This is a genomic window from Echinicola rosea (assembly GCF_005281475.1).
Taxonomy (GTDB): domain Bacteria; phylum Bacteroidota; class Bacteroidia; order Cytophagales; family Cyclobacteriaceae; genus Echinicola; species Echinicola rosea.
The window spans coordinates 1,211,711-1,226,682 of record NZ_CP040106.1; the positions used below are offsets into that span (position 1 = coordinate 1,211,711).

14 protein-coding genes are annotated in these 14,972 nt (G+C 43.5%); 13 read left to right on the forward strand and 1 reads right to left on the reverse strand.

The genetic code is table 11. The features are described 5' to 3' along the window. The first annotated feature begins 278 nt into the window (after positions 1-278). From FDP09_RS05095 to FDP09_RS05155, 12 genes are all read left to right on the forward strand, one after another. The gene (locus FDP09_RS05095) at positions 279-1,043 is read left to right on the forward strand and encodes a hypothetical protein (protein ID WP_137401621.1); all 765 of its coding nucleotides are present in this window, start codon (positions 279-281) and stop codon (positions 1,041-1,043) included. Between the two features lie 25 nt (positions 1,044-1,068). Then, positions 1,069-1,884, forward strand: coding sequence for an alpha/beta hydrolase (locus tag FDP09_RS05100; protein ID WP_137401622.1), 816 nt, complete (start codon positions 1,069-1,071; stop codon positions 1,882-1,884). A 945-nt stretch (positions 1,885-2,829) separates the two neighbouring features. Further along, on the forward strand, positions 2,830-3,582 hold the full coding sequence (locus tag FDP09_RS05105; RefSeq protein ID WP_137401623.1) for a YqjF family protein: 753 nt from the start codon (positions 2,830-2,832) through the stop codon (positions 3,580-3,582). A gap of 39 nt (positions 3,583-3,621) precedes the next feature. Continuing rightward, a complete protein-coding gene (locus FDP09_RS05110; RefSeq protein WP_137401624.1) occupies positions 3,622-4,473 on the forward strand; it encodes a metallophosphoesterase in 852 nt (283 codons plus the stop codon). Positions 4,474-4,563: 90 nt separating this feature from the next. Beyond that, positions 4,564-4,989, forward strand: a complete 426-nt coding sequence (locus tag FDP09_RS05115; protein WP_137401625.1) for a hypothetical protein — start codon at positions 4,564-4,566, stop codon at positions 4,987-4,989. Between the two features lie 128 nt (positions 4,990-5,117). Continuing rightward, positions 5,118-5,318: a cyclic nucleotide-binding domain-containing protein gene (locus tag FDP09_RS23695; RefSeq protein WP_187328800.1), complete on the forward strand. Its 201-nt coding sequence runs from the start codon at positions 5,118-5,120 to the stop codon at positions 5,316-5,318. Positions 5,319-5,813: 495 nt separating this feature from the next. Then, a complete protein-coding gene (locus FDP09_RS05130; RefSeq protein ID WP_137401626.1) occupies positions 5,814-6,239 on the forward strand; it encodes a MarR family winged helix-turn-helix transcriptional regulator in 426 nt (141 codons plus the stop codon). A gap of 51 nt (positions 6,240-6,290) precedes the next feature. Continuing rightward, the gene (locus FDP09_RS05135; RefSeq protein WP_137401627.1) at positions 6,291-8,696 is read left to right on the forward strand and encodes a 3-hydroxyacyl-CoA dehydrogenase/enoyl-CoA hydratase family protein; all 2,406 of its coding nucleotides are present in this window, start codon (positions 6,291-6,293) and stop codon (positions 8,694-8,696) included. Positions 8,697-8,748: 52 nt separating this feature from the next. Continuing rightward, positions 8,749-9,102 (forward strand): four helix bundle protein, encoded by a 354-nt coding sequence (locus FDP09_RS05140; protein ID WP_137401628.1) that lies wholly within the window; start codon positions 8,749-8,751, stop codon positions 9,100-9,102. A gap of 58 nt (positions 9,103-9,160) precedes the next feature. Next, positions 9,161-10,336 carry a thiolase family protein gene (locus tag FDP09_RS05145; RefSeq protein ID WP_137401629.1) on the forward strand — a complete coding sequence of 392 codons (1,176 nt, stop codon included), beginning with the start codon at positions 9,161-9,163 and terminating at the stop codon, positions 10,334-10,336. Between the two features lie 129 nt (positions 10,337-10,465). After that, complete coding sequence (locus FDP09_RS05150; protein ID WP_137401630.1) at positions 10,466-10,816, forward strand: four helix bundle protein; 351 nt, start codon at positions 10,466-10,468, stop codon at positions 10,814-10,816. A 59-nt stretch (positions 10,817-10,875) separates the two neighbouring features. Continuing rightward, entirely contained in the window at positions 10,876-12,675 is a 1,800-nt protein-coding gene (locus FDP09_RS05155) for an acyl-CoA dehydrogenase family protein (RefSeq protein WP_137401631.1), read from the forward strand. A 1,006-nt stretch (positions 12,676-13,681) separates the two neighbouring features. Here the strand turns inward: FDP09_RS05155 and tnpA are convergent. Then, the gene (gene tnpA / locus FDP09_RS05160; RefSeq protein WP_137401632.1) at positions 13,682-14,143 is read right to left on the reverse strand and encodes an IS200/IS605 family transposase; all 462 of its coding nucleotides are present in this window, start codon (positions 14,141-14,143) and stop codon (positions 13,682-13,684) included. A 556-nt stretch (positions 14,144-14,699) separates the two neighbouring features. Between tnpA and FDP09_RS05165 the strand changes: the two genes are divergently transcribed. After that, positions 14,700-14,918 (forward strand): hypothetical protein, encoded by a 219-nt coding sequence (locus tag FDP09_RS05165; RefSeq protein ID WP_137401633.1) that lies wholly within the window; start codon positions 14,700-14,702, stop codon positions 14,916-14,918. Positions 14,919-14,972 lie beyond the last annotated feature (54 nt).

A 14,972-nucleotide genomic window follows, 5' to 3' on the forward strand; every position in this document is an offset into this window, starting at 1 on the left:
TTACCCACAAATCCACACCTTAATAACTACAATAGTTTTTTATTTAAAAAAAGAATATAGTATAACTATATAGGGTGTGGAAAGTGTATAAGTCTGAAGAAATGATTCATTGTGCTTTCTTGAAATAGGATCATTGGGATGAAATGAAAAAAGGATATCAAATCCTTTAAAAAAATATCTTTGCTAGCTAAAATTGGATAACTTTAAGGTTCCAATTAAAGCAACGCCAAATGATACCGAAATTTGGTTTACCGCTAACAAGTGTAAATCCGCTAACTATGAGAATAGTCTTACTGATATGTAGCATTGTATTGATTTTCCAATCGCATCTATTTGCACAGGATACCAATTCCCAGGAAAAAATACACTTCACGGATTTTTATATTTCGGCCGGATATCGAAATCAGCCCTATAAAGAGTTGAACAATTACCTTAGCGGACAGGGTTACCAAACATTCGAAAAGCAAACGGCCACTTTAGGAGGCGGAATATCTTACGTGGCCATGTCAAGATTAGGACTTTTTGCAGAGGCGGATTTTAACCTGAACAAAAAACGATTCAGCAATGACTATGTAAATTATCGGTACTTGCCGATCCACGTTACTGCGGGGATCCAGTATCACTGGAAAAACAGTCTCACCAAAGATTGGCGCTTTTATCCAAAAGTAGGCCTCTATTATGGAACCACTTCCCTGGATCTCATTGCCAAAGACCTCAATAACGATTTCAATGAAAACCTAATGGGAAACATGAACACCAGTTTCCTTTACCAACGAAATTTGGGATTAAACCTTAGCTTGAATGCTGACAAGTTATTGGGGGCCTTTCTGAAGCCTACTACCCAAGTCGGAGTTTACTCCAGAATGGGCCTGCAGGTAGGCTATATGCTTAACCTCTATTCCAGTGTGACAAAGCTCAGAAGGAATTTTAGTCCCGACTTGCGTAAAGACCTGATCATTTCCAATGCTCCGGCTTTTGATCCAAGTGCTTTTTATGTAAAGTTGAATTTTGCCATAGGTAAGTTTGAGAAATCAAGCGAATGAATGGTTAAAACCCGATTCCCCAACTATGAAAAATATTTTTAGTTTCATACTTCTCTTTTTAGGAATTCAGTGGCTGGCTTTTGCCAAAACCGATACGGTTCGGATCCATAGTAATGCAATGGACAAGGATGTGCCTAACTTAGTCATTACACCCAGTACCTATACCCGCTCAGAAACTTATCCGTCTGTATATTTGCTCCATGGAGCTGGTGGCGACTACACCACTTGGGCAAGGATTGCGGATTTACAGCAATATGCGGACCGCTACAGCCTTATCATCGTCTGTCCTGATGCAGGAGTCACCAGTTGGTATTTTGACAGCCCTATAGACCCTAAAATGCAGTATGAGACTTTTGTGGCTTCGGAGCTGGTCACTTGGGTGGACGAACACTATGCCACTAAGCAAGATCGTGCCCATCGTGCCATTACGGGGCTAAGCATGGGCGGTCATGGAGGACTTTACCTGGGATTTAGACATCAGGATATCTGGGGTGCAGTGGGCAGTACCAGCGGTGGTGTGGATATTAGACCTTTTCCGCTAAATTGGGACATTGCCAAAAGATTGGGATCATATGCACAAAATAAGGATACCTGGGAAGAGAATACCGTGATCAATATGCTTCACTTGTTAGATGGCAAATCACTGGATATCATTATCGATTGCGGTCGGCATGACTTTTTTTATGATGCCAATGTGCGGCTGCATAGGAAGTTAGAAAAGCGAAACATTCCCCACGATTTTATCACCAGACCGGGTGTGCACAACGCCGAATATTGGCGTAACTCGATAGCATATCAGCTGCTGTTTTTCCATAGTAAGTTTGAAGCTAGAAAAGAATAGACAGTATATTACTTGGTAAAAGTTTATTTTGCATAATTTATTATTGTCGTTCGAGTAAAGATTTTAGGATTGAAGAAAATTCGTGCAAACCTTCCTCTAAATCCCTAAAGGGAACTTTCTTATCATTCATTCCTCAGTCCCGCAGCGTAGCCGAAGGGATCTAATGGCGACTTAAACCCGCATTATGCACTAGCCTATCTATTGCGACCTGAAACTACTTCAAAATCAGTTGCTTCGCTTCCCGATTGACCGGGACTGATTTTCTTGTAGTTTCAGCTCTTCCCGATAGCTATTGGGACAGGTCATAACGATTCCTATTGCATAAAGCGGACAATGTTGTTTAATTAGCGTGTATCTGGAAATATTGGTTCTATTATTTTTCTAGCTAAATTCCTAGGTGGTTTTCATCCCTTTACCTTTGTTACTTTTTTGACCTGAAGCAAAAAAGTAACCAAAAAACCCCGCCGCTACGCCACGGCGCACAGGTGTGAATCTATTGGGCTAAAATTAAAGCCTACCCCCATGCAGGCAAACTCCTCCTTTTCTAGCGGCCAACATTCTTATTCTTTTTGGTCAGCCTTTCGTCAAACAAGCCTGCCTTTTTGCCCGCCCGCTTTTTAATTTCTTAACGCCCAATACCTGCAAGGCGAATCCATTTTATACATGTTTAAAAAAGACCATGGACTAAAACCATAATTCTCTCAATGGACGATCCGTATTGGAAAATCTCTTTAACTAAACGACATTGATAAACCGGGTTAAAAATATATCCAAATACATCTACTTTTTTTGACCGCAAGGACATCAGTAATATCAGAGATAGTAAATAGCTGCTCACAAAAACTATGGAAATCCCAGAAAGGCCCTTCTTCATTCCAGACGTTCAGTGAGTGTGCTACATGAGAAATAAAACCCACTGGCAAGAAAGTCGTTAATAAAACGCATATGAGTATAAAAGAACTGCTTCAAATCAAAGACCATCGTCCATGGCCACTTCCACAAGGAGCCTGGAAGTATTACCAAGAGTGGAATGATGCCATTTTTTTGCATTGGCAAGTAGAAGAACAGGAACTAAGGAAATGGGTTCCTGATACATTGGAAATAGACTTGTTTGAAGGCAAAGCATGGGTTTCGGTGGTGGCTTTCGATATGGAACGGATTAGACCAAAAGTACTGCCTGCTTTCTCACCGATATCTAATTTTCATGAGATCAATATCCGAACTTATGTCAATTATAAAGGAAAGCAAGGCGTATATTTTTTGAGCATAGAAGGTAGCAAAAGATTATCCTGTCAAGTGGCCAAGAGTCTTTCCACTTTGCCTTATCGGTATTCGGTGATGAGAAGGAGGCAGGGAATGTATCGGTCCACAAATGGTCGATTAGAAGATAGATTACATTTGAATTTTAAAATAGGTGCACCAGTGAAGCAAAAAAGTCAACTGGAATGGTGGCTGATGGAAAGATATGCCCTGTTTCAGGATAGTCCTGGCACAATCAATACTTACGAAATCCATCATGCACCTTGGCCAGCTAAGAAAGTAGCGGTGACATCTGTGGAACTAGATTACCCACGATTCCGCGAGCTTTTCTCTGGTCGTCCTGACCTATGTCATTATTCAAGTGGTGTACAGGTTTTGGCCTGGGGCAATGAAAAATATATTAGCCAAGATCTACCACTGGAAAGTAATGGGAATTAATGGCAATTTTCAATAATCCTGTTCAAATCGGAGCATGCAGTGAGAAGAAGAAAATTCATTAGAAATATTACTTTGGGCAGTCTGAGCGCTGGTGCGCTGACTACTGGGTATGCGTATAAATTGGAGCCATTTTGGTTAGAATTTGTGCATAGGAGCATGCCTGTTGCCAATTTGCCGGAAAGCCTCATAGGAAAAATGGTGATGCAAATCAGTGATATTCATGTAGGAAACCGATTTGATTACCGTTACATCATTGATTCATTTCAGAATGCTCAAGAGTATGATCCTGATTTTGTAGTTTACACTGGTGACTACATAACTTACGAAGGTGAGGAACAGTTTCGGCAGTTAGCTGAAGTGATGAAATTTGCGGTGAAGGGGCGATTTGGAACAGTGGGGATTTTGGGAAACCATGATTATGGCAAAAACTGGTCAGAGCAGCATGTAGCCGATACAGTAACACAGGTACTTTCAACTTCAGGGATAGAGGTATTAAGCAATGAACAACAAACATTCAATGGTTTAAACGTAATAGGTTTGGATGATTATTGGGGGCTTAATTTTGGTCCCTCAGATTTGATGGGAGAGATAGATGATCAAATGGCCAATTTGGTGCTTTGCCATAATCCAGATGTTTGTGATTTACATGTATGGAATGGCTATAGAGGATGGATTCTTTCTGGACATACCCATGGTGGTCAGTGCAAACCACCCTTTCTGCCACCACCTTTATTGCCAGTGGAGAATAAGCAGTATTCATCAGGGCAAATTGAGCTGGGTGATGGGCGCACATTATACATTAATAGAGCACTAGGCCACTTATGGCAAATTCGTTTCAATGTCAGGCCAGAGATAACACTCTTTCGGCTGGAGAGTGCTAATCCGGGGTAACCTGAAAAATAACATATCGACTTTATTTTACGCTTGCCTTTTGGAATCGCCAATAATCGGCTAATTTTCGAAGTAAATCGAAGCGATACCATGAAGAAGGAAATATACTGGTTGGCCGGGACATTGGTTCTGGTGATTGTCCTGCACTTGTTTCATTTTGGCTGGGAAGGCTTTCAGCCAGATACACAGTTTGACCTGCAAGTATTTGACACTTACTTAGCAATGAGCAGTCTTTATTTTTTGTGGCCTTTTGCAGTGACTTGCTTCTTTTTGGTGTATTTGGTAAAGGTGATGGCCATGGCTTTTAGTAGCGGACCTGCCAATTTGATCTTTATGATCACTTCCATTTTCCTGATGCTGTTTACCACACGTGGCGGTCTGATCATGGGGGGCGTGTTGCAAGGCCAAGCATTGGTTGATTTTGCCACAGCAATGGTGGTGGTCCAACTGGTGTTGCTTGTGCTTTTGGCTTATACGGCCTTTCGGACGGGAAACCTTAAAAAATATGGGTGGTAAGTCTCAGCAAATCAGGACGGATAACTCAGCTTAACCCAATAGTGTCGGCATGAACGATCAATTGCTCAAAACATGCAAAATACGTCACACTCAGTTCCGATGAGATTGATCTTTTTCGCACTTTCTGGATGGAAAAGACACTTCTGAAAGGAGACTATCTGCTTAGGAATGGAGAGGTGTCCAAAAGTGATAACTACGTGGTCACCGGCGCACTTGAGGCATTTTATATTTCAGATAAAGACAATGAGGAGATTTTGTATTTTGCCATTGACGATTGGTGGGCCACAGACATCTTGAGTTTTCAAAAACAAACACCTTCCATTTACTAATATTCAGGCATTGGAAGATTCCTTGTTATTACAAATTCACCGTGATTCTTTTCAGGAAATGCTCCAATGCATTCCAACCTTAGAGACCTATTTTAGAAGTATTCTGGAGACCAAGGGGACTGAAAGCCTATATTGATCAGGTTATGCGGATAAATGAAATCTGGAGATTCCGTTCAGTAAAACCCGATGGAGACTATGTCGGATTATTGGAAAACAAAAAATTATACATCTTATCTTTACGAATAGTTTAAAAGCGATTTGCTTAAACTTATTGGGCAATATTATCCTCGTTTTAAATGCGCGGTATGTCATTATTTAGCCAGCGATCTTTACATGTAAAAAGCCGGCTGTAAACTCTAAATCCTGTTCAGTAGGTTCCTAAACTTTTCCCTTTTTTAACATTTCAACCTGCCCACATTTTTAATAAAAATAGTATGCATGCATACAAAATTATTAGTATATTACGTTATGCTATTACAGCAATGAACTGAAACAATGAAACCTGAAGAGACCGTAGATTTCCACATCAAATCTGCTTGGCATGCCATCTCACGCATGTACAACCAGAAGGCAGTCGAGGAGGGATTTACCACCTCCATCGGGTTTGTACTGATCAATATCAATTCGCACGAAGGAACGCCGGCGACCAAAATAGCCCCATTGATGGGCTTGGAGTCGAGGAGTCTTACGCGCATGCTGAAGTCTATGGAGGAAAAAGGCTTGATATGCCGTAAGCCAGATCCTGCTGACAAGCGATCGGTCCGCATTTTTTTGACCCTTGAGGGCAAGCGGAAAAAAGAAAAATCCATCGAAACCATTCAGGTGTTTAACCATGCCATCCGCGAGGTGGTGACCAAAAAGGAAATGGAGACATTCTTTCGGGTTTTTGAAAAGATCAATCACGTAATCGAGCATCAATAAACTGACCAAAAAGTTCCGCCACAGCGGATCCATCTAAAATCATTTTAACCTATGAAGAGAGCCATTCAGAAAGTAGCCATTTTAGGTTCGGGAATTATGGGATCGAGAATAGCCTGTCACTTTGCCAATATCGGTGTGAAAGTGCTTTTACTGGATATTTTGCCCAAAGAACCTAACGAAGCAGAGCAAAAAAAAGGCCTGACCCTGGAGGACAAAGCAGTCCGAAACAGACTGGTAAACGAGGCTTTGGAAAAGACCCTCAAATCAAAACCCTCACCGATTTATGACAAGGCCTTTGCCGAACGCATCCAGACCGGCAACTTCGAGGATGACCTGCCCAAAATCAAAGAATATGATTGGGTGATCGAGGTAGTCGTGGAGCGATTGGACATCAAGCAGTCGCTATATGAAAAAGTGGAAACACATCGAAAGCCGGGAACATTGATCACTTCTAATACTTCGGGCATTCCCATGCAGATGCTATGCGAAGGCAGGAGTGAAGATTTCCAGGAAAATTTCTGCGGAACTCACTTTTTTAATCCACCACGCTATCTGAGATTGTTGGAGATAATCCCTGGCCCCAAAACCGATCCTGCTATCATTGATTTTCTGATGGAATATGGGGACCGTTTTCTCGGTAAAGAAACCGTGTTGTGCAAGGACACTCCGGCATTTATCGCCAATCGTATCGGGGTCTATGCGATGATGTCCAGCATGCACACCATCGAAGAGATGAAAATGGGTGTTTCCGAAGTGGACAAGTTGACCGGTACAGTGATCGGCCGAGCCAAATCAGCCACTTTCCGTACCATGGATGTCGTCGGACTGGACACCATGGTCAATGTGGCCGATAACCTCAGCAAAGCCCTACAAAAAGATGAATCCAAAGATCAGTTCAAGCTGCCAAAAACTGTCGAATTTCTTTCCGATAAAAAGTGGCTTGGAGATAAGACTGGCCAAGGCTTTTTCCATATGATACGCCACAAGGATGGCAGCAAAGAGCTGAAGGAAATAGACTTGCAGACACACGAATATAAACCCGCCGAAAAGCCCAAATTCAAGGCCTTGGAAGAATCCAAGGAAATCAATGATTTGAAAAAGCGGATCAAGTTTCTGGTGAACTTTGACGATAAGGCGGGAGAATTTTACCGGGCTACTTTCTACGACCTTTTCCGATATTGTTCATTCCGTATCCCGGAGATCTCGGATGAGCTTTACCGTATCGACCAAGCAGTCTGTGCAGGTTTTGGCTGGGAATACGGGCCATTCGAAAACTGGGACATCTTAGGTGTAAAAGATACAGTTAAGAAAATGGAAGCGGCTGATCAAAAGCCTGCCAACTGGGTTTATGAGATGTTGGATGCCGGAAATGACCGTTTCTATCGCGTAGAAAACGGCAATCGCCAGTATTATGATATTCCTTCTAAATCATACAAAGACATTCCAGGCCAGCAGGAATTTATTCTCCTTGATACCTTGAAGGCTGCCAACAAAAAAATCTGGGAAAATGCTGGTTCCACGATCTATGATATGGGCGATGATGTCATCGGCTTGGAATTCCATACGAAGATGAATTCGCTTGGTCAAGAAGTCATTGAAGGGATGAATACCGCCATCAGCATGGCGGAGAAAGATTATAAAGGCTTGGTGATCGGTAATGAAGGTCCCAATTTTTCTGCTGGAGCCAATCTCGCTATGATCTTTATGTTTGCCGGCGATCAGGAATTTGATGAAATAAACATGATGATCGCACAGTTTCAAAAAACCATGATGCGCGTACGATACAGTAGTATTCCCGTGGTAGTGGCACCACATAATATGGCATTGGGAGGTGGCTGTGAAATGTCCCTTCACGCGGATGCCGTACAAGCACATGCGGAATTGTACATGGGATTGGTCGAATTTGGCGTGGGGGTGATTCCAGCTGGCGGAGGCTCGAAGGAAATGACCCTTCGCTTTTCCAATGCTATCCACAGTGGAGACGTGGAAGTAAACCGACTTCAGGAGTACTTTATGAACATTGCCATGGCAAAAGTATCCACTTCTGCTGAAGAGGCACGAGGACTCGGCTATCTACAAGCTAAGGATGGGATTACCCTTAACCGCAAGCGGCAACTGGCAGAAGCCAAAGCCAAAGTAATCGAGCTATATGATGAAGGCTACACCCAACCCGTACAGCAAACCAATATTAAAGTACTGGGCAAAACTTCCCTGGCCTTGTTTGAAGCTGGAATCACAGGGATGCAATATGGCTCCTATATTTCTGACCACGATGCGAAGATTGCCAGAAAGCTCGCGTGGGTCATGAGCGGCGGAGACCTGTCACAGGCCAATGAAGTCAGCGAGCAGTATCTACTGGACCTGGAAAGGGAAGCCTTCCTCAGCCTTACCGGCGAGCAAAAGACCCTGGAGCGCATCCAAAGCATCCTTTTCAAGGGAAAACCTCTTAGAAATTAGAATAGATAAAAGAAGAAAGAGCTAAGAAGAAAGAGACCTAAAACCATAAACCATGCATAATTTCAGAAACCTTAAAGTGTGGCAAAAGTCAGTTGACTTTGCTGTTAAAATCTATCTCGAAACAAAAGAGTTTCCAAAAGAGGAGAAATTTGGAATGGTTTCGCAAATGAGAAGGGCGGGAGTTTCTGTCCCTTCCAACATTGCTGAAGGAAGTGCAAAATCCTCTGGTAAAGCTTTTAGCAATTCATTGGAAATAAGCTTGGGTGAAAGCTACGAACTCGAAACACAACTGGAAATAAGCAAACGTGTAGGATTGCTGGATGAAGAAAAATCAAGTTCACTGCATGAAGATTTAGTAGAGATTCAACGCATGATTAACGGTCTGAAATCCAAAGTCGAGTCTTGACTCTTTTTTCTTTCCTCTTGGTTCTTTAACAACAGACAAACTATTAAACGAAAACGATATGGAAGCTTACATCATAAAAGGATATAGAACAGCAGTAGGAAAAGCCAAGAAAGGTGGATTCCGTTTTTATCGGCCGGATGATCTGGCCGTGGATGTGATCAAGAAGTTGATCACCGATACACCTGGCCTGGAGCCGGAGATGGTGGATGACCTGATCGTAGGCAATGCCGTGCCTGAGGCGGAACAGGGCATGCAAATGGGAAGGATGATCTCCCTAATGGCACTGGGCAAAGTGGTACCGGGATTTATCATTAACCGTTACTGTGGCTCGGGCTTGGAGGCCATCGCACTGGCCACGGCCAAGATCAAATCGGGAATGGCGGACTGTATCATCGCAGGCGGCACCGAGTCCATGTCCATGGTACCCATGATGGGCTATAAAACAGCGCTGAACTGGAAAATTGCTTCCGAACATCCCGACTATTACCTCAGTATGGGGCTGACCGCCGAGGAATTGGCCAAAGACTACAATATCTCACGGGAAGATGCCGATCAGTTTGCTGTGACTTCTCACGAGCGTGCCATCAGCGCCATCAAAGAAGGTAAGTTCAAAGATGAAATAGTCCCGATCAAAGTGGAAGAAACCTATGTGGACGAAGCTGGTAAACGACAGAAACGATCGTTTACCGTGGATACCGATGAAGGGCCACGACCTGGGACAAGCATGGACGTGCTGGGAGGATTAAAACCTGCATTTAAGCAAGGAGGACAAGTCACTGCGGGCAATTCCTCGCAGACATCGGATGGTGCGGCCTTTACCATAGTGATGTCTGAGCGGATGGTCAAGGAACTAAACCTAGAGCCGGAAGCACGACTAGTGAGTTACTCAGTAGCAGGTGTAGATCCTCGCATCATGGGCATCGGCCCGAAAGAAGCCGTGCCAAAAGCACTGAAGCAGGCAGGAATGAAAATGAGCGATATCAGCTTGGTAGAGCTGAATGAGGCTTTTGCCGCACAGGCGCTTGCCGTGATCCGGGAGCTCGACATGGACCCAGAAGTTGTCAATGTCAACGGCGGTGCCGTAGCACTTGGCCATCCATTGGGCTGTACTGGCGCCAAGCTCACGGTGCAAATGATCAACGAGCTTCGCAGAAGAAACCAAAAATACGGCATGGTCACCGCCTGCGTCGGAGGCGGCCAAGGCGTAGCCGGCGTGGTGGAATTGCTGAAGTAGAAGTTAGTAATGAGTCTTAAGTCTTGAGTAGTGAAACTTGAGATTTGAGATGTGGATTCTGAATAGGGGCTACTTTGTCGAGTAGCACGCTGAATAGTTAAAGAGATTTTTAAATTAAAAATATACATCATGAATAATTATAAAGAATTAAAAGTATGGAAAAGAAGCATTTTTTTGGCCAAAGATATTTACGTTTTGACAGCTACTTTTCCACACGTTGAGAAATATGGTCTTGTATCCCAAATGAGGAGGTCAGCTGTTTCTGTGGCTTCCAATATTGCGGAGGGAGCAGGAAGAGGTTCGGATCGAGAATTTCGACGATTTATGGATACAGCTTATGGTTCACTGTGTGAATTAGATACGCAGTTGTGTATTGCGAAACTATTGGATTTAGTGAATGATTCTGTATTCAAATCCTTGGAGAAGGAAATCAATGAAATGCAAAAGATGAGCTATTCGTTGATCAAAAGTTTGAAATAGCGATCAAACGGACAGTAGCCAGGCTCAATACTCTTTACTTACGACTCAATACTAACGACATGACTACAAAAACCAATACAATCAACGGCGGAGAGTTCCTTATCCGTGATACAGAGGCAAAGGACATCTTTATTCCTGCAGAATTTTCAGAAGAGCAGCGCATGATGGCGCAAGCTTGCCAAGATTTTATCGATACGGAGATTTTGCCGAAGGCTGAGGAAATCGATAGCATGAAAAATCCTGATTTAGTACCGGGCATTTTGAAAAAGGCCGGTGAGCTAGGACTATTGGGCATTTCGGTGCCCGAGGAATACCAAGGATTGGGCATGAGTTTTAATACGTCCATGCTGATAGCGGATATTATCGGTGCGGCGGGATCATTTTCGACCACCTACGGGGCGCATACTGGTATCGGAACGTTGCCGATCCTCTATTATGGTACCGAGGAGCAAAAGCAAAAGTACCTACCAAAATTGGCCACTGGTGAATGGGCAGCATGCTACTGCCTCACCGAGCCGGATGCCGGATCAGATGCCAATAGCGGCAAGGCTAAAGCAACGCTCACCGAAGATGGCAAACATTACCTGCTCAATGGTCAAAAGATGTGGATCTCCAATGGTGGCTTTGCGGATTTGTTTATTGTCTTTGCCAAAATTGGTGACGACAAAAACCTCACAGCCTTTATCGTAGAGAAGGATTTTGGTGGCATTACCATGAACGAAGAAGAAAAGAAAATGGGCATCAAAGGCTCATCCACTCGCCAGGTGTTTTTCAACGATTGCAAAGTTCCTGTGGAAAACATGCTTTCTGATCGGCAAAATGGCTTCAAGATTGCTGTGAACATTCTCAATATCGGTCGGGTGAAGCTTGGTGCGGGCGTGCTGGGAGGCTGCAGGCAGGTGATCAAAAACGCCCTGCAATATTCCTCGGAAAGAAAGCAATTTGGCGTAAGCATCAATACTTTTGGTGCCATGAAGTCCAAGTTGGCCGAAATGGCGGTGAAGACCTATGTCAGCGAATCGCTTTGCTACCGTCTGGGCCAAAATATCGAGGATCGGATTGATGCGCTCATTGTAGAAGGCATGGAGGTGAACCTGGCCAAATTGAAAGGCGTGGAGCAGTTTGCCATGGAATGCGCTATCGCAAAGATCCATGGCTCGGAGGTGCTGGATTATGTGGTGGACCAAGGTGTGCAGATCTATGGCGGTATGGGCTATTCGGCAGATGCGCCGATGGAGCGCGCTTACCGGGATGCGCGGATTTCACGCATTTATGAAGGAACCAATGAAATCAATCGCATGCTCATGATCGGTATGCTACTCAAACGGGCGATGAAAGGAGAGATTAACCTTTTTGAACCTGCCAAGGCGGTGGCAGACGAGCTGACGGCGGTTCCATCTTTTGACACGGGGGACACCTCGCAGCTTTTTGCTGGGGAAAAAGAGGTGCTAAAGAAGCTAAAGAAAGTGTTCCTGATGATTGGGGGAAAAGCTGCTATGGCCTTCGGTCCCAAAATTGAGGAGGAGCAGGAGTTGATGATGAACCTGGCCGATATCATGATCGAAATCTATGCGGCAGAATCCGCTTTGCTACGCACAGAAAAACGGGTAGGCATCCACGGCGAAGATACCTGTAAGCAGCAGATAGCAATGGTTCAAGTGTACCTTTCTGAAGCAGTGGATATCATCCAAGCAGCCGGTAGGGAGGCAATCGCTTCTTTCACCTCAGGAGATGAGCAGAAAGTGATGCTGATGGGCCTCAAGCGTTTCACCAAGGCAGATCCTGTAAACACCAAAACCCTAAGAAGACAAATCGCCGATCATATGATCGAGAAAGGGAAGTATCCGTACTTCGACTAAGGTACCAATCCACAGGTGCCCTCCCGCCCAGATCAACTCTCTGGCTGGGAGGGCACCTCTGATATATCAGTCGTACCTACGGCACTTGCGGGGTTTTGAGGTGTTTTTTGGCCCACGGATAAATCCATGGGTTACTGTAAAGTTCGTGCCGCCGGCACTTGTGGTACTTGCTGATGACCAGATATAATATCCATAGAACGGTTTTGCTATGGATTTTCGGTTGTGGAGGCGAATTTTTTCATGTTCGTTATCCCATCCGCCCTTGGCGGAGGATGATATAGATGCAGCAGGTACAATCTGCGGAAAAGATGAGGTATCTAGGTTGCGTCCAAGAGCCGTCAAGTGGACTGGGTTTTTCTGGTAAAGATAGCACCTGTGGTATATCAGTCGTACCTACGGCACTTGCGGATTGTGGGGTGGTTTTTATGTACCCACGGATAAATCCATGGGTTACTGTATAGTTCGTGCCGCTGGCACTTGGGGTAATTGCTGATGACCAGATATAATATCCATTGAACGGTTTTGCTATGGACTTTCAGTTGTGAAGGCGAATTTTTTCATGTCTGTTATCCCTACTGCCCTTGGCGGAGGATGATATAGAAGCAGCAGGTATAATCTGCGGAAAAGATGAGGTATCTAGGTTGCGTCCAAGAGCCGTCAAGTGGACTGGGTTTTTCTGGTAAAGATAGCACCTGTGGTATATCAGTCGTACCTACGGCACTTGCGGATTTTGAGGTGGTTTTTATGTACCCACGGATAAATCCATGGGTTACTGTATAGTTCGTGCCGCTGGCACTTGCGGTAATTTCTGATGACCAGATATAATATCCATGGTACGGTTTTGTTATGAACTTTCAGTTGTGGAGTTCAATTTTTTCATGTTCGTTATCCCATCTGCCTTTGGCGGAGGATGATATAGAAGCAGCAGGTTTTAGCCTGCTGATGAGGTTAAGAGCGAGCATTGCACCAAGTGCCGTAGGTACGGACCATCTCTTTGGCGTCAATATCATATCGGCTTATGAAAAATGTAATTTTCATCAAAATCAATTTCAAATTTCTTCAAAAGAGCAGTGTATTCATCTAAAAAGTCCCATTGTCTATGATGAGCTTCTTGGTTTTGGATATATTGATAGACATTTGGTATTTGTGATTTGCCGTAACTAAAACATCCGAATCCTTTTTGCCATTCGAATTTATGATTGACAAAGTTGGATTTGTTGATCCATTTCGATGATTTTGATTTTATTCTTTGCATGGCTTCAGAAATGGAAATATCTGGTTTTAAGGCAAAAAAGCAATGCATATGATCTTCAACTCCATTTACAATAATACATTTGTTACCCATTTCATTGATGAGGTTGCCGATTACTTTTTGAAGTTCTGGCCGCCATGATTTATGGATGTATGCATTTCTATATTTTACTGCAAAAATTGACTGGATATAGACTTGATGATAAGTATTGGCCATTTTATAATTTAGCTTTAGAAAGAGGTAGTACAGAAGATAATCATATTGATTTAAATACTGAAATCGATTTTGCACTATTGCTTGGGGATAATTATTACTTACTGAATTTTGTCATTATTAAACTGAATCAGGTATTATATCAGTCGTACCTACGGCACTTGCGGATTGTGGGGTGGTTTTTATGTACCCACGGATAAATCCATGGGTTACTGTATAGTTCGTGCCGCTGGCACTTGCGGTAATTTCTGATGACCAGATATAATATCCATGGTACGGTTTTGCTATGGACTTTCGGTTGTGGAGGCGAATTTTTTCATGTTCGTTGTCCCATCCGCCTTTGGCGGAGGATGATATAGGATCAGTATGTTGAAGAAAGGTTGCTTTATCTAATCTTATAGCATTTGTGAGGATATGTATCGTACCTACGGCACTTGCGGATTGTGGGGTGGTTTTTATGTACCCACGGATAAATCCATGGGTTACTGTAAAGTTCGTGCCGCTGGCGCTTGTGGTAATTTCTGATGACCAGATTTATTATCCATTGAACGGTTTTGTTATGAACTTTCAGTTGTGGAGTTCAATTTTTTCATGTTCGTTATCCCATCTGCCTTTGGCGGAGGATGATATAGAAGCAGCAGGTTTTAGCCTGCTGATGAGGTTAAGAGCGAGCATTGCACCAAGTGCCGTAGGTACGGTCCATCTCTTTGGCGTCAATATCATATTGGCTTATGAAAAATGTAATTTTCATCAAAATCCCGCTGTTCGGTATTTGTAATCCCGAACCAAAAATAATGGGGATTTGCAAATCCCCCATTTAATATAAGCTAGC